General features: G+C 67.5%; 13 protein-coding genes. 9 read left to right on the forward strand and 4 right to left on the reverse strand.

The window, feature by feature from the left end; all coding sequences use genetic code 11:
* Positions 1–20 precede the first annotated feature (20 nt).
* Positions 21–1076, forward strand: a complete 1056-nt coding sequence (locus ACFWO8_RS25510) for a hypothetical protein (RefSeq protein ID WP_378963626.1) — start codon at positions 21–23, stop codon at positions 1074–1076.
* Here ACFWO8_RS25510 and ACFWO8_RS25515 read toward each other — a convergent pair.
* Positions 1073–1867 carry an enoyl-CoA hydratase gene (locus ACFWO8_RS25515; RefSeq protein ID WP_378921856.1) on the reverse strand — a complete coding sequence of 265 codons (795 nt, stop codon included), beginning with the start codon at positions 1865–1867 and terminating at the stop codon, positions 1073–1075. The two genes, ACFWO8_RS25510 and ACFWO8_RS25515, sit on opposite strands and share 4 nt — an antisense overlap.
* Positions 1868–2046: 179 nt before the next feature.
* On the opposite strand from ACFWO8_RS25515, the gene ACFWO8_RS25520 reads away from it, so the two are divergent.
* Positions 2047–2598, forward strand: coding sequence for a hypothetical protein (locus ACFWO8_RS25520; protein ID WP_378963627.1), 552 nt, complete (start codon positions 2047–2049; stop codon positions 2596–2598).
* Between the two features lies 1 nt (position 2599).
* Here the strand turns inward: ACFWO8_RS25520 and ACFWO8_RS25525 are convergent, their stop codons facing one another.
* A complete protein-coding gene (locus tag ACFWO8_RS25525) occupies positions 2600–3574 on the reverse strand; it encodes a hypothetical protein (protein ID WP_378963628.1) in 975 nt (324 codons plus the stop codon).
* Positions 3575–3668: 94 nt separating this feature from the next.
* Between ACFWO8_RS25525 and icmF the strand changes: the two genes are divergently transcribed.
* The 3 genes from icmF to ACFWO8_RS25540 all read left to right on the forward strand — a co-directional run bounded on the left by icmF (position 3669) and on the right by ACFWO8_RS25540 (position 8529).
* Positions 3669–6920, forward strand: a complete 3252-nt coding sequence (gene icmF / locus ACFWO8_RS25530) for a fused isobutyryl-CoA mutase/GTPase IcmF (RefSeq protein WP_378963629.1) — start codon at positions 3669–3671, stop codon at positions 6918–6920.
* Positions 6921–7001: 81 nt separating this feature from the next.
* Entirely contained in the window at positions 7002–8069 is a 1068-nt protein-coding gene (locus ACFWO8_RS25535) for an amidohydrolase family protein (protein WP_378963630.1), read from the forward strand.
* Between the two features lie 52 nt (positions 8070–8121).
* Entirely contained in the window at positions 8122–8529 is a 408-nt protein-coding gene (locus ACFWO8_RS25540; RefSeq protein WP_378963632.1) for a DUF3224 domain-containing protein, read from the forward strand.
* A 148-nt stretch (positions 8530–8677) separates the two neighbouring features.
* Here ACFWO8_RS25540 and ACFWO8_RS25545 read toward each other — a convergent pair whose 3' ends face one another.
* Complete coding sequence (locus ACFWO8_RS25545; protein ID WP_378963636.1) at positions 8678–9427, reverse strand: SWIM zinc finger family protein; 750 nt, start codon at positions 9425–9427, stop codon at positions 8678–8680.
* Positions 9427–12252 carry a DEAD/DEAH box helicase gene (locus tag ACFWO8_RS25550; protein WP_378963643.1) on the reverse strand — a complete coding sequence of 942 codons (2826 nt, stop codon included), beginning with the start codon at positions 12250–12252 and terminating at the stop codon, positions 9427–9429. Before ACFWO8_RS25550 ends, ACFWO8_RS25545 begins: the two co-directional genes overlap by 1 nt.
* A 199-nt stretch (positions 12253–12451) precedes the next feature.
* Here ACFWO8_RS25550 and ACFWO8_RS25555 point away from each other — a divergent pair, with 199 nt between their 5' ends.
* The 4 genes from ACFWO8_RS25555 (at position 12452) to ACFWO8_RS25570 (ending at position 15124) form a co-directional block, all read left to right on the forward strand.
* Positions 12452–12814: a hypothetical protein gene (locus ACFWO8_RS25555; protein WP_378921843.1), complete on the forward strand. Its 363-nt coding sequence runs from the start codon at positions 12452–12454 to the stop codon at positions 12812–12814.
* 79 nt (positions 12815–12893) lie between these two features.
* Positions 12894–13193 carry a hypothetical protein gene (locus ACFWO8_RS25560; RefSeq protein ID WP_378963644.1) on the forward strand — a complete coding sequence of 100 codons (300 nt, stop codon included), beginning with the start codon at positions 12894–12896 and terminating at the stop codon, positions 13191–13193.
* Between the two features lie 197 nt (positions 13194–13390).
* Entirely contained in the window at positions 13391–13807 is a 417-nt protein-coding gene (locus tag ACFWO8_RS25565; RefSeq protein ID WP_378963645.1) for a thermonuclease family protein, read from the forward strand.
* 195 nt (positions 13808–14002) lie between these two features.
* Complete coding sequence (locus ACFWO8_RS25570; RefSeq protein ID WP_378963646.1) at positions 14003–15124, forward strand: hypothetical protein; 1122 nt, start codon at positions 14003–14005, stop codon at positions 15122–15124.
* Positions 15125–15134: the final 10 nt, after the last annotated feature.

A 15134-nucleotide genomic window follows, 5' to 3' on the forward strand; every position in this document is an offset into this window, starting at 1 on the left:
AAAGGTCCACGATGTAGCCCATGGTGCTGATCCTCGGGGTATCGGCGGGCGCGGGTGGAGCCCGTGCCGTGTTGACCCATTCCGATCAGCCCCACATGCCGCCCATCGACCGGATCCAGGTGCCGCGCCGGGCCGGGGGCTCGGTGGAGGAATCGGTACTCACCGCGATCCACCGCATGCGCGCGGCGGCGGCCGAACGCGACGAGTACGTCTCCGGCACCGCTGTCACCTGCCGCAGCGAACTACAGGCCGACGCGATCAGAGCGGCCGCGGGCCAGGCCGACTTCGCGATCGTCGACGAACCACTCGCCCAGTTGCGCTATCTGCGGTTCACCGGCCTGCTGCCCGCCACCGACTCGGTGATGCTCTACGACCTCGGCAGCTCCGGCTTGACCATCACCCACGCCGATTGCCGCACCGAAACCATCCTCGCGGGCAAACGCAGCACCGTCCTCAGCGGCAACGGCTACGACGCGCTCCTGCGCTGGCAGCTCGCCCGCAGTGGCGTCTGCGCCGACGCGCACGCCAGCCGCGAACACCGAGAATCGTTGAGCCGCACCAGGGTTGTCACCGCCGCTGATGCCGACACCGGCGGCCGCACGGTGCTCACCCGCAGCGATCTGGCCGCGCTGTGCGAAGCGGGACTGCATCATTCGGCCTCGTTCGTGCGCCTGCTGATCGAGGAGACGGGAGTTCAGCCGGGAGCGTTGGCGCTGCTGGGTGGCTGTACCCGCAACCCGAGTCTGCGCGCGGATCTGGCCCAGCTGATCGGCCTGCCGATCGTGTACGACCCTGAGCCGGAATATGTTTCGGCGCGCGGCGCGGTGCTGCTGTGCGCCCGCCGCCCCTCGGCGCGCTTACGCATGCCGCGACGGGGTGCGGGTGCGATCGCCGTCCCGCCGCGCACGGGCGGCCGCCGAAAACTTCTGGCCGCGGTCGCGGTGACCGCCACCCTCGGTGGCACGGTCGCCGGCCTGCTCAGCAACGACAACACCACGGCGCGGTCCCCTGAACAGGGCACCGCGCCGACTACGGCGGAGTTCATCGACGGCGCGCCGCGCTGGAAACCGAACTAGCGGTTGCTGAAGTTCGGCGGCCGCTTCTCGACGAAGGCGGCCATGCCTTCCTTCTGATCCTCGGTCGCGAACAGCGAGTGGAACACCCGGCGTTCGAACAGCAGTCCCTCGGCGAGGGTGGTCTCGAACGATCGGTTCACCGCCTCCTTGGCGATCATCGCGACCGGCAGCGACATCGACGCGATGGTCTGCGCGGCCTCGAGCGCGGTGTCGAGCAGTTCGTCGGCGGGCACGACCCGCGAGACGAGCCCGGAACGCTCGGCTTCCTCGGCACCGATCATGCGGCCGGTCAGGATCAGATCCATCGCCTTGGCCTTGCCGATCGCGCGGGTGAGACGCTGCGAGCCGCCGATGCCGGGGATGACACCGAGCGTGATCTCGGGCTGACCGAACTTGGCGTTGTCGGCGGCGATCAGGATGTCGCACAGCATCGCCAGCTCACAACCGCCACCGAGCGCGTAACCGGCGACGGCGGCGATGGTCGGCTTGCGGAAGTTGGCCAGACGGTCCCAGCGGGCGAAGAAATCGGCCAGGAACATGTCCATGTACGACTTGGGGGCCATCTCCTTGATGTCGGCGCCTGCCGCGAAGGCCTTCGCCGAACCGGTGATCACGACGGCGCCGATGGAATCGTCGCCGTCGAGTTCGTCGAGCGCGGCGATGACGTCGTCGAGGACCTGGGCGTTGAGGGCATTGAGTGCCTTGGGCCGGTTCAGGGTGATCCAGCCGACCCCGCCCTTTCCGTCGGTGCCGCCCTTGCGCTCCAGCAGAATCGTCTCGAATTCGGTCACGGCCACCCTCTTGTCAATCAACGGTCACGGATGGTGCTGACGATACCGAGGCGTACTGCCTTCCGGTGACGCGTACCTCCGGTCCTGCGCAACGGCCGACGAATGCGCTCTGCGCGGAAACGGTGGCACGCCGTCTGTGACGCATTCCACCGCGTCCGATGTGCGGCACAATCGTCGACATGGGCAGCGACCACTTCGTGCGGATCACCCGCCTGCGCGCACTGATCGACCACGAGAACACCGGTGCGGGCGAGCGCGCCACCGCGGAGCGCATGCTCGACCGACTACTCCGAAAATCCGTGGGCCACAGCGCTTCCGGCGCCGCCCCGGACCGCGTCTACGGCTCCCGTCACCACCGCGCGGGCAGGCACGCGAGCACCGCGTCGATCGTCGAATCGGTCCGCGAGGACATCGCCTTCGCCCGCACGTTCGCCACCGCGGGCGCCCCGGGTGAGGTCACCGTCCACAGTCCACTCGCCGCGGCTCCCGCCGAGCTCACCATCGCCGTCACCACCCCGTTCGCCGACCAGATCGTCGTCACCATCACCGACATACCGCCGTCGTGGGGCTGGGAGCCCGACGAGTTCGACCGCATCACCGCCACCGAGGACCTGCGCCGACTCGCCGACGAACTCGCCGAGATCATCGACAGCTACAACCACGACGGCGCCGACGTCGGCCCCCGCTTCTTCCGCACGATCCGCGCCCAGGAAACCACCCTGATCCGCTGATTCACCCCGTGCGTCCAGACCCTTGCCGAGCGAGCAGGACGACCAGCCCGACCGTGAGCACAAGCGCGCCGATCCCCAACACCACACTCGCGACGACCGGCCCACCAGCGGTGTAGTCGGCCACCACCTGCACCACCGCGACCGCGATCCCCGCGGCCCCACCGAGCACCAGCACGGCGTCGCGCGCAATCACGTACAGCACCAAGCACAGCACCCCGATCAGCGCGGTCAGGCCGGGCCGCCACAGCGATTCGCCGTACGTCACCGACTGCGCGCCGATCACCGCGATCACCCCGCCGAGTAGATATCCGGCCCATTCGGCCACCAGCAGGCGAGCTCCTGCGAGTCCGAACCACAGCGCGCCGAACATCATCAGCGATATCCCCTGCCACGGCGATCGGACATCGAACAGCTCCGAGGTCACGATCAGAATGCTCGCGATACCGAAACCGGCCACCGCGACCAGGCCGATCACGCTCGGTACCAGCAGATACCCGAGCGCCGCCACAAGCAGTCCCGCGATCGATCCGGCCATCGCCGTTTCGTCGCCACGGTGGGCACCGAACGCCGTAGCCACCGCCCCGGTCACCGCAGCCGCCGCCAGCACGAGCAGCACCGCGGCCAACCGCGCCCGCCCAGCCGACGCGATCGGCACCCGCCGGAACACCCCCGCGCACCCACCGGCCAGCGCCACCGCTCCCCACACCGCGCACCCGGCCACCACCGCCAGCAACACCACCCGCCCCGACTGCGCCACCTGCGCCCACGCGTTGTCGACGAACAACCCCAGCCCGGCGGCCACCAGCCCGGCTCCCACGTACGCCACGATCTCGGCGGCCACGCGTCCCCCGCCGGCGCGCCCGGCCCGCTCCTGCTCGTCGACCGCCCGCAGCACCGCGCCCCGCTGCTCCCCGCTGATTACGCCGGACGCCACCAAGCGCTCCAATGCCACATCCACCCCATGCTCGCGAACCATCCGTCGAGTATGTCGACCTGCGGCGACGATTCCACCGAAACCTGGGCGGGGCGTTTTGCGGCGGAGTGACGCTGTTCACACTAGAATTACTTTGATGTCCGAGTATCGGGCGATCTACTACATGGCGGAGGCAGTCATGAGCCTGCATGTTCCGGTGAATCCAGTGCGGTTCGTGACCTCGGCGGCCCTCTTCGACGGCCACGACGCGGCGATCAACATCATGCGGCGGATTCTGCAGGCCCAGGGTGCCGAGGTGATCCATCTCGGGCACAACCGGTCGGTGCGCGAGATCGTCGACGCGGTGATCGAGGAGGACGTGCAGGGCGTCGCGGTGAGCTCGTATCAGGGCGGGCACATCGAGTTCTTCGAATACCTGGCCCAGGCATTGCGCGAGGCGGGGGCTGGCGATGTGCGGATCTTCGGCGGGGGCGGCGGGGTGATCGTCGCCGAGGAGATCGAGCGGCTCGCCGCGAGTGGCGTGCGGATCTTCTCCCCCGAGGACGGCCAGCGCCTCGGCCTGCCCGGCATGATCAACGAACTGATCCAGCTCTGCGATGTCGACCCCGCGCGCACCGCCCCCGACCTCGACGCGCTCTACACCGGCGATCGAAATGCCTTGGCGCGCACCATCACCTGCTTGCAACAGGGCGCACTGCCGGCAGCCGACCGCGCCGCGATCGTGGCGGCGGCAGCCAAGCGACGCGTCCCCGTGCTCGGCATCACCGGCACCGGCGGCTCCGGAAAGTCCTCCCTCACCGATGAATTGGTGCGCAGGCTCCGCACCGATCAGCAGGACAAACTGCGCATCGCCGTCCTCGCGGTCGACCCGACCCGCAGGCGAGCAGGCGGCGCCCTGCTCGGTGACCGCATCCGGTGCAACGCCCTCGACGGCGATCACGTGTATTTCCGTTCGCTGGCCACCCGCGGCAATCACGAACTGCCCGACGATATCGACACCATGATCGCCGCCTGCCGGGCCGCCGGTTACGACCTGGTCATCCTCGAGACCCCCGGCATCGGCCAGGGCGACGCGGGCATCGTCGACCACGTCGACGTGGCGCTGTATGTGATGACGCCGGAGTTCGGCGCCGCCTCCCAGCTCGAGAAGATCGACATGCTCGACTACGCCGATGTCGTCGCGATCAACAAGTACGAACGCCGCGGCGCGGCCGACGCGGTCCGCGATGTGGCGCGCCAATTGATCCGCAACCGTGCGGAATTCGGCGCGAGCCCCGCTGACATGCCCGTCTTCGGCACCAGTGCGGCGACTTTCGACGACGACGGCGTCACGGCGCTGTACCAGCACCTCACCGGCCTGCTCACCGAACACGGCCTGACTCTCGAACCCGGCGCGCTGCCCCGCGTCGACACCTCGGTCTCCACGCGTTTCGCCCAGCTCGTACCTCCGTCGCGGGTCCGCTACCTGGCCGACATCGCCGACACGGTCCGCGGCTACCACGCCGATACTCAGCGCGAAGCCGCTGCGGCCCAACGGATTCAACGGCTGGCACTGGTCCACGACGAGCTCCCCGACAACGCGGCGGTCGCCGACCTGCTCGCTCAGGCCCGCCCCACGCTCGCCCCGGCCTCGACCGCAGCGCTGGCCGAATGGCCGACGGTCGCCGAGAGCTATCGCGGCGACGAACAAGTGGTCCGCATCCGCGATCGCGAACTGCGCACGCCCCTGCGCCGCGAGTCCCTGTCCGGCACAAGCATTCCCCGCGTCGCCCTGCCCCGATTCACCGACGACGGCGAACTCCTGCGCTTCCTCCGCGCCGAGAACCTGCCCGGCCGATTCCCGTTCACCGCAGGCGTTTTCCCCTTCAAGCGCGAGAACGAGGACCCTGCCAGAATGTTCGCGGGCGAGGGCGATCCGGCCAGAACCAATCGTCGTTTCAAGGTCCTCAGCGCCCACGCCGAGGCCACCCGCCTGTCCACCGCGTTCGACTCGGTCACCCTCTACGGCCACGATCCCGCCGAGCGCCCCGATATCTACGGCAAAGTGGGCACCTCGGGCGTCTCGGTGGCCACCATCGAGGACATGCGCACCCTGTTCGACGGTTTCGACCTCGGCGCCCCGACCACCTCGGTCTCGATGACCATCAACGGCCCCGCCCCGACCATCCTCGCCTTCTTCCTCAATACCGCGATCGACCAAGCACTGCAACGCTTCTCCGATAGCGAGGACCGTGCGCCGACGTCGGAGGAAGCCGCCGAGATCCGGGCACGCACGCTGTCGACGGTGCGTGGCACCGTGCAGGCCGACATCATCAAGGAGGATCAGGGCCAGAACACCTGCCTGTTCTCCACCGAGTTCAGTCTGCGCATGATGGCCGACGTGCAGGAATGGTTCGTGCGCAACGACGTCCGAAACTTCTATTCGGTCTCGATTTCGGGGTATCACATCGCCGAGGCGGGTGCGAACCCCATCAGTCAGCTCGCCTTCACCCTCGCCAACGGATTCACCTATGTGGAGACCTATCTCGCGCGCGGGCTGGCGATCGACGACTTCGCCCCGAATCTGTCGTTCTTCTTCTCCAATGGCATGGACCCCGAATACACGGTGATCGGCCGGGTGGCCCGGCGGATCTGGGCGATCGCGATGCGCGACCGGTACGGCGCGGGTGAACGCGCCCAGAAACTCAAGTACCACGTACAGACTTCGGGTCGTTCGCTGCACGCGCAGGAAATGCAGTTCAACGACATTCGCACCACCCTGCAGGCGCTGATCGCCGTCTACGACAATTGCAACAGCCTGCACACCAATGCCTTCGACGAGGCGGTGACCACTCCCACCGAGGACTCGGTGCGCCGCGCGTTGGCGATTCAGCTCATTATCGCCAAAGAATGGGGGCTGGCCGTGAACGAGAATCCGCTACAGGGCAGTTTCATCGTCGACGAACTCACCGATCTCGTCGAGGAAGCGGTGCTGGTCGAATTCGAGCGGATCAGCGAACGCGGCGGAGTGCTCGGCGCCATGGAGACCGGCTACCAGCGCGGTCGCATCCAGGACGAGTCCATGCGCTACGAACAGCGCAAACATGACGGATCGCTGCCGATCGTGGGGGTGAACACCTTCCGCGGCCGCGACGACGACACCGCGCACGCACCGCTGGAATTGGCCCGCGGCACCGAAACCGAACGCCGCTCCCAATTGGACCGGCTGCACAGTTTCCAGACCGAACACGGCGAACAATCCCATCGCGCGCTGGCCCGGCTGGCCGAGGTCGCCCACACCGACGGCAATATCTTCGATGTGCTCATGGACGCGGCGCGGGTATGCACGTTGCAGCAGGTCACCGATGCTTTCTTCGCGGTGGGAGGGCAGTATCGGCGCACGGTGTGAGCAGCGTAATCCGTCGCTCTCCACCGCTGGCGTGTGACAATCGCCGTGAGCTCTGCCAGCGGCGGCGATGGGACGCACAGCATGGATCTGACCGACTTCGACATCATCGATGCCCATATTCACCAGTGGGATCCGCATGCCACGCCACGCGAGTTCAGCAAGCTGGCGAAACTGATGCGCTATCTGCCGGTGCCGGTCGATATCGCGGCACGGCTGGCACCGCGCGGTGACCGCGAATTCGTCGGCGACCCCAGCGCCTACCTACAGCCTTATCTGCCTGCCGACTATCGCGACGACCGGGGAAATACGCCGGTCGAATCGGTGGTGGAAATCGAGGCGCAATGGACGGGCGCCAAGCCCGACGAGACCCGGTGGGTGGCGAGCCTGCCGTTCGGCGTCGATACTCCCGCCCTGGCCACGATCATCGGCGCGGCCGACCCCGCCGCCGGGAACTTCGGTGCGGTGCTCGATGCGCATCAATCCGCGTCGCCGCTGTTCCACGGCATCCGGACGATGGTCGCCTACCACCCTGATCCCGCCGTGAAGTCGTTCGCCGCGCACGACGGCGCGCTCACCGCCCCGGCCTTCCTGCACGGCTTCGGACAGCTCGCCGAGCGGGGGCTCTCGTTCGACGCGTGGGTGTACTCGGGACAGCTACCCGAGGTGACGGCGCTGGCCGAACGGTTTCCCGAAGTGCCGATCGTGCTCGATCACCTGGGGACCCCGGCCGGCATCTTCGGGCCGGTCGGCAAGAACACCGGGCACACCACCAGGCAGCGGGAGGTGCTGTTCAATCGGTGGCGCGAAGACCTCACCGATCTGGCCGCGCAGCCGAATGTGGTGACGAAGGTGAGCGGGCTGATGATGCCGGTACTCGGGCATCCGGTACCGCCGCGCGGCACCCCGACGCCCGTGCCCGCACTGCTCGGGCGGGTGGGTCCGCTGCTGGCGCACGCACTGGCGGTCTTCGGTGCCGACCGGCTGATCTGGGGATCCAACTTTCCGGTCGACAAGCCGATTACCAGCCTCGCAGGGGCAGTCGAGACGGTGTCCACCGGACTGAGCGATGCCGGTGCGAGCACCGACGACCTGCGGAAGGTGTTCGGCGGCAATGCCATCCGGTTCTACCGGATCGAGCCGACCGGGTGATTCGCCACGCCCGCTCGCCGATTCTGTCGGTGGGCCGGTTTAGCATCGGCGCATGAAAGCCATCGGCACCTTCGAGGTCACCGCGTTCGACCCCACCGAGCTGACGCCGCAGCCCCCCATCGTCACCGGGATGCCGGTCGGCGTCTCGACCATGACGAAGGCCTACGCGGGCGAGATCGAAGGGCTCTCGGCCACGCTGTTCACCGCCGCCTTCGACATGAACACCGGTGCGGGCACCTACCTCGCGATGGAGTCGTTCGAGGGCGCGCTCAACGGTAAGGCCGGTGCGTTCAACTTCGTCCACTCGGCCACCACCGGCGGCACCGACCGCACCGCCGAGTTCTTCCACATCGTCCCCGCCAGCGGCACCGGGGAGCTCACCGGCATCACCGGGACCGGCGCTTTGTACGTGGATGCCGAAGGCGGACATCACATCTGGTTCGAGTACGAGCTGGGCTGAACCGCGCCGCGTGAAACAGTTCCGCTGTCCGAGCCGCCTCGCCTCGCGCGACTTCAGATGTGGAGCAGTTCCGCTGTCCGAGCCGCCTCGCCTCGGGCCTTCAGGTATGGAGCAGTTCCGCTGTCCGAGCCGCCTCGCCCCGCGCGATTCAGTCGTCGAATTCGGTATAGAGCGAGCGTAATTCGCGGAGCCCGGTGGCCGCGGTCGGCTCGTCCTCGGTGGACATCCGGAGCGCGCGACGCAGTGGAATCGCGTCGAGGTCTTCGATGACGGCGTGGAATTCGATGCGAGGCAGCTCGGGCAGGACCAGTTCGTCGCCGTAGGGGTCATCGGAATCGGCGGTGCGCGCGGACTTCTCGACGCCGCCGATGAGCGTGTCGAGGTCGAGTCCACGCAGGGTGAGGATCTCGCTCGGCTGTTCGTCGAGGCGCTCGGCGAGCAGGTAGCAGACCGCGGCGACGTGCTTGCACGGCCAGCCCATGTCCGGGCAGCTACAGGTGAAGTCCAGTTCCGAGGCGGTGGTCGGTAACAGGTGTGGGCCGAGCGCGGGCGGGAGCGCGCCCGAGGCGATCTCGGCGAGCATGCCGGGCGCCTGCCTGATCTCGGCGAGCAACAGGTCGATTTCCTCTTCGCGCAGTGGCCGGATCGACAGCACCGAGGTGAACGGGCGGGGCTGGCTGCCCTGCACCTCCGCGGTCACCGCGCCGCGTTCGATCCTGTAGTTCACCACCTGCCCAGCCCTGGCGTAGGTGCGCCCGCGTGCGAGTCTCCCCGCGTCGGCCACCTGCTCCACCGCGTCAAGTAGCGCCTTGCCCCACCATGTCCGGCCGAATCCGCCCCGAGCCTGGGCGCCACCGCGAACCGGTTTGCGTTTACCGAACTGACTGAAGTCGGCCATCAGTCGCCGACCGCCTCGGCGCCGAGGGTGAACAGTTCGCGCAGTTCGTCGGTGCTCATCTCGGTGATCCAGTTCTCCCCCGCACCGACGGCCAGGTCGGCCAATTGCTTTTTCCCGTTGATCATCTCGTCGATCCGCTCCTCGATGGTGTCGACGCACACCAGCTTGCGGACCTGCACCGCGCGCTGCTGGCCGATCCGGAACGCACGGTCGGTGGCCTGGTTCTCGACGGCCGGATTCCACCAGCGGTCCAGGTGGATCACGTGATTGGCGGCGGTGAGGTTGAGGCCGGTGCCGCCCGCCTTGAGCGAGAGCAACATCAGCGGCGGGCCGTTCTCGCCCTGGAAACCCGTCACCATGTCGTCGCGGCGCTGCTTGGCCACCCCGCCGTGCAGGAACGGGATCGGGGTGCCGAACCGCTCGGTGAGGTAGGGCAGGATCAGGTCGCCGAATTCGCGGAACTGGGTGAAGAGCAAGGCTTTCTCACCCTCGGCGAGCACCGCGTCGAGCACATCCTCGACCAGGGCCAGCTTGCCGGAGCGATGTCCGCCGCGGCGCAGGATCGGCGAACCGTCGCCCAGATAGTGCGCGGGGTGGTTACAGACCTGCTTGAGCCTGGTCAGCGCGCCGAGCACAGCGCCCTTGCGCGCCATGCCCTTCGCGTCTTTGAGCTTCTCCAGCATGTCGTCGACAACCGCCTGGTAGAGGGCGGCCTGCTCGACGGTGAGATTGGCCCGCACCGTCATTTCCAGCTTCTCGGGCAGGTCGCTGATCACCGTCGGATCGGTTTTGAGCCTGCGCAGCACGAACGGGTCGGTGATCAAGCGCAGTCTGTCGATGGCTTGCTGGTCGCGCTCGCGCTCGATCGGCACCGCGAACTTGGCGCGAAACGATTGTGGGCTGCCGAGCAGTTTCGGCATGGCGAAGTCGAACAGCGCGCGCAGTTCTTCCAGGCGGTTCTCCACCGGAGTTCCGGTGAGCGCCAGCCGATGTCGGGATTTCAACGCCCTGGCGGCGCGCGCCTGCCTGGTCACCGCGTTCTTGATGTGCTGCGCTTCGTCGAGCACGATCCGCTCCCACCGCTGTTCGCCCAGCAGGGTGATGTCGCGGGCGAGCAGTGCGTAGGTCGTGACGACCAAATCGGAATTCTGCACCGCGACAGCGAATTCCGCGCCGGACAGTCGGCTCGGACCATGGTGGACCAGCACCCGCAGATCCGGAGTGAACCGCTGCGCTTCCCGCTGCCAGTTACCCACCACCGACATCGGACACACCAGCAATGTCGGCCCGACACCGCCGACCGTAGACGCACGACCGGACTCGGCCTCCGCGGCCTCGCGTTCGTGGGCCAACAGCGCCAGCACCTGCACGGTCTTGCCCAAGCCCATGTCGTCGGCCAGGATCGCGCCGCAGTTCAGTCGGCTCATCGTGGCAAGCCAGCTGAGGCCGCGCTCCTGATAGGGGCGGAGTTGGGCTTTCAGGCCGACCGGAACCGCGACCGGCTCGGGTTCGCTTTCCCTGGCGAACAATTCGGCCGCCCAGCCGTCGGCGGTGACCTCGGTAACGGGGACGTTGTCGACCCGTTCGGCGGCGAGTTCACCGATCATGTCGGCCAAGGTGATCGGGCTGTCGTCGGCGTGCTGCGCCACATAGCGGGCGGCCGCGGCCAGCGCTCGGTGGTCGGCCTGCACCCACTCGCCGCGCAACTGGACCAGGTCCGATTTGCTGCTGATCAGCCGCGCCATCTCGGCCGGGGTGAGCACCAGATCGCCGAGCGCCAATTCCCAGCGGTAGGACAGCAGTCCGCTGAGGCCGACAGTGGATTCGGCGGCGGCGGGGCTGCTCACCCGCAACCGCATGCTCGGTTCGGCGATGTTCCAGGCGCGCGGCAGGAGCAGTCGAATTCCGGCTTCCTGCAAGGCATGTGCGCCGTGGGCCACCAGGTCGGCGACCACCTCGGTGGGCAGCAGCAGGTCGAGGCCGCGCGGATCGGTTGGCAGGTCACGCAGACGCGGATAGGCCTTACGTGCCTGGCCGAGTTTCTCCGCCGCCGTCCGCACGAGCACCGGATCATCGTCGAAGACAACAGGTTTGGGCGCGTCGTCGACGGGGCGCAGGCACACCTGGAGCCGCCACAGCGCCACCGATTCGTCGGTGGTGCCGAATTCGCCGTCGGGTTCGCACAGGCGCAGCACGAGTTCCGGTTCGTCGGCGGCATAGCCCTCCCGCCACTGCGACAGCGTTTCGGACAGGCGGTAGGAGCCGACGTCCAGCGGGGTATCGGCGACCAGCGCGGCCAGCAGCGGGTGCGTCATCGTGCGGTGCGCGAGATATTCGCGGGCGATCGGGTCGGTGAGATGGGTGCACAGGTCATCGAGCACGGCGGCAGGCGGACCGGCGACCCGCAGCGCCGGTGGCATCGCGGCGGCCAGCTCGGCCAGCCACGCCCGTTGACGTTGTCCGCCGACCAGCCGCCAGCGCACCCACCATTGCCCGTCGGCTCGTTCGATCTGGGGCACCACACGTCCGGCCCGCACCCACCGTTCGATGCCACGCGCGACATGCGCGAGGAACCGCAGATCGCCGGAGATGTGCTCGCGCGGGAGCCGGCTGCGCAGCACAACGGCCGCCGTCGGTGGCGCGAGCGCGTGCGCGCGCACCTCGGCGGTCTCGGGCCTGCCCGCGGCATCGACGACCAGCACCTGGGCCCGGTGCCGGAACCTGGCGCGATCCAAGATGTCGCCCAGCACCGACCCCACGGCGACCGGCTCCGCGTCGTGCCACAGCAACAGGCCCGATTCGGGGGACCACAGACCGTGCAGCATGGGCTCCATCCAAGCAGGCGGCACCGACACCGATCACGGCCGCCATCCCCCTGGATTTCTCGCCGAAACGAGACCATACTTAAATAACCCCTGGTCACGGGCCGGAACACCCACCGGCGACAACTTCATACCGACCCAGGCGAACCGGGCTGGATCCGGTTCGGCCGATGACCCCTTGTAATTCGTGCGGAGGGCAGCGATGACGATTCTGCTCCAGGTTCTCGAGCAGAGCTACACACCCAACACCCCATGGGAACGGCGCAAATTCACCTTCATCGACACCACGAAAATCCTCGGCATGCGACTGGACGGCCAAGCAGGCGTCTGGCTCGATCTGTCGCGGCCCGGCGAATCCCAGCGCCTGGCCCACACCATCGACCCCAGAGAATCCATCACCTTCCTGCTCACCGTCTTCGCCAAGATCGCCGAATGCGAAGACCGCGGTGGTTCCTGGCTGGTCGGCCATGACGGCAGCCGCGTCTCCTCGATCGCCGCGACGCGCTTCCCGCCGATCGCCAGCGAACTGGCCGCCGACGACCTGCTGGCCCGAGCCTGGCTGTAGGCCGGTGCCGCCCCGTCCGCGGGCGCAGCGCTGACCCATCGGCGATTGTTGTCGGTGCCACCGGCTACAACCTGCGGGTATGGGGAAACGGGCGTGGTTGCTAGTGGTGGTGCTCGCGATTGCCGGGTGCGGGGTGATCGGGCCGGATGAGCCGGTCCCACCCGCACCGGGCAGTCCGACGCGCGCCGAGGTCACCGCCCTGCTCGACACCGTGCACGTCATTGCCGCGCGCCCTCGACCCGGCGGCTACGAACGAGGCTGCAAAGCGGGCCAGGCCTGCGTCTTCGGCCCGGCCTGGACCGACGATTCCGACGCCCCCGGCAGCCACGACGGCTGCGACACCCGCATTATCTGGACTGTTAAGGGAGATGCGGCGTGATTTCCCTGGTGGTGCGGCAGCGCCCGGGACGGCGCGGTGCGAGGGACGTGAGGCACGGTGTCGCAGCTGTCTGCGCCCTGGTGATGGTCTCGTTGGCTGTGGCATGTGGCCAGGTGCCCGGAGTCGGGTCGGCGTCACCTGCCGGTGAGATGCCGAGTCCAGTTCCGGTTCCGGCTGATGCAGAGGGGCCGTTTCCGGTGTCACAGGTGATCGACGGTGACACGGTGTCGATCCTGAAGGACAGCAGGCAGGTGAAGGTCCGAATGTTGGGTCTAGACACCCCTGAGACCGAGGATCCGCGCAAGCCGGTGCAGTGCTTCGGCGCCGAGGCGGCGAACCACGCCAAACAGATACTGGTCGGCAAGCAAGTAGTCGTGAGGCCCGATCCGTCGCAGGACCGCACCGACAAATACGGTCGGCTCCTTGCGTATGTCTGGGTGGACGGGGCGCTGTTCAACCTCAACCAGATCGCGCAGGGGTTCGGACACGAATACACATATTCGCACTCACACCCCTACCAGTATCAGCGCAAGTTCCGCGCCGCAGCGCGGTATGCGCGCGTCCACCACCTCGGACTCTGGAACCCGACGACATGCAACGGCGTTACGAGCTAGCTAATACTGTAACGGCACTCTCCTGAGGCCGTGCTGGTAGATGTAGTGTGTGGTGTTGGATCACAATGTGGCCGAGCTGGATTCGCTGGTTGCCAGGATTGGTTGCCGGTTCACCACCCGGACCCCGAGCCTCGGCGACCCGGCTGCGGTCGTCCCGGGTCAGCATGTGCGCAGCGTTTGTCTCGGAGGGATGGAATGGTCGACTTCACTGTTGATGTGTCGAAGCTGTCCGGCTTCACACTGGATCTCCAGGACATCGGCGCCAATTTCACCGAGAACGCGGGCCGATTGCTACCGGGTTTAGCGCTACCAGCCGGAACATCCGGACAGCTGGCACAGCTGTCTCTGCCGATCCAGAAGCTGCAAACCACACTGTCCGGCGACCATCAGAAGAACACGAGCACCCTCGGCACGCTAGGTTCAGGACTGGGGACCGCGGCCACCGCGTACAAGAATTCCGATGAGCAGCATGCTGTCTCGATCAACCAGGCCGGGGCGACCGTGACCGACGGGCAGGGTGTCGCAGCGATAAGCCCGGCCGGGGACGTTCGCCGATTCACCAGCCTGCAGGAGCCCGGCCTGCAGAACATCGAGGAAGCCCAGTACACGGTCCGCCAGGTCGTCACCGGCTGCATCGAACTGCTCACCTCCTACGACGAACCGCTCGGCCGGACCATCGGCATCAAGCCCGTCGCCGATTACCTGGCGCCGGTGGAGGCGGACTGGGAGGCGCTGCGGGGAGTGGGTAAGCGGATCGGCCTGCTCGGCATCAACGACTTCGCCCACTCGCAGAACCTGTCCGCGGGCACCGGGTGGATACAGGCCGACTGGACCGGTGCAGCCGCGACCGCGTTCGGAGCTACCGCGGCCACCCTCGGACAGTCGTTCGACACCCGCAGCATCGATCTCGACGCGGTCTCCAAGATCGTCGAGAACGGCGCGTTACTGCTCGAACGGCTCGTCTACAACCAGTCCGCGGACCTGGCGGGCTCCCTCACGAAGCGCATGACTTTCGCCAATTTCATGCTCCCCCTGGCCAGTTGGGCGCAGCTGATCGACCAGCCGATGGACGAGTCGACCAAATCTCAGATCACCTCCGCCGTCGACGCGCTGAAGAAGTCGGCCGCGACTCGCCAGGACGCGATAACGACCACGATCCAGCGGATCTCCGACACCCTGGGCTACGAGTCCGGCCGCACCGCCCCGGTCTACAACGCGAGCGAATTCGAACTCCCCGAGAAGGTGACCGTCGACCTGGGCGCCATTCGGTACGGATACGGCGACAACGTGTGGTTCGAACACGCCGTCTCCGTCTGACCCGGCTACT

The organism is Nocardia sp. NPDC058480, assembly GCF_042720495.1.
Taxonomy (GTDB): Bacteria; Actinomycetota; Actinomycetes; order Mycobacteriales; family Mycobacteriaceae; genus Nocardia.

Bases quoted from the DNA above. Each gene is read 5' to 3' on its own strand.
- ACFWO8_RS25510 (WP_378963626.1), top strand. From the start codon at position 21: ATGGTGCTGATCCTCGGGGTATCGGCGGGCGCGGGTGGAGCCCGTGCC.
- icmF (WP_378963629.1), top strand. From the start codon at position 3,669: ATGTCCGAGTATCGGGCGATCTACTACATGGCGGAGGCAGTCATGAGC.
- ACFWO8_RS25520 (WP_378963627.1), top strand. From the start codon at position 2,047: ATGGGCAGCGACCACTTCGTGCGGATCACCCGCCTGCGCGCACTGATC.
- ACFWO8_RS25570 (WP_378963646.1), top strand. From the start codon at position 14,003: ATGGTCGACTTCACTGTTGATGTGTCGAAGCTGTCCGGCTTCACACTG.
- ACFWO8_RS25560 (WP_378963644.1), top strand. From the start codon at position 12,894: ATGGGGAAACGGGCGTGGTTGCTAGTGGTGGTGCTCGCGATTGCCGGG.
- ACFWO8_RS25550 (WP_378963643.1), bottom strand. From the start codon at position 12,252: ATGCTGCACGGTCTGTGGTCCCCCGAATCGGGCCTGTTGCTGTGGCAC.
- ACFWO8_RS25545 (WP_378963636.1), bottom strand. From the start codon at position 9,427: ATGGCCGACTTCAGTCAGTTCGGTAAACGCAAACCGGTTCGCGGTGGC.
- ACFWO8_RS25555 (WP_378921843.1), top strand. From the start codon at position 12,452: ATGACGATTCTGCTCCAGGTTCTCGAGCAGAGCTACACACCCAACACC.
- ACFWO8_RS25525 (WP_378963628.1), bottom strand. From the start codon at position 3,574: ATGGTTCGCGAGCATGGGGTGGATGTGGCATTGGAGCGCTTGGTGGCG.
- ACFWO8_RS25535 (WP_378963630.1), top strand. From the start codon at position 7,002: ATGGATCTGACCGACTTCGACATCATCGATGCCCATATTCACCAGTGG.
- ACFWO8_RS25540 (WP_378963632.1), top strand. From the start codon at position 8,122: ATGAAAGCCATCGGCACCTTCGAGGTCACCGCGTTCGACCCCACCGAG.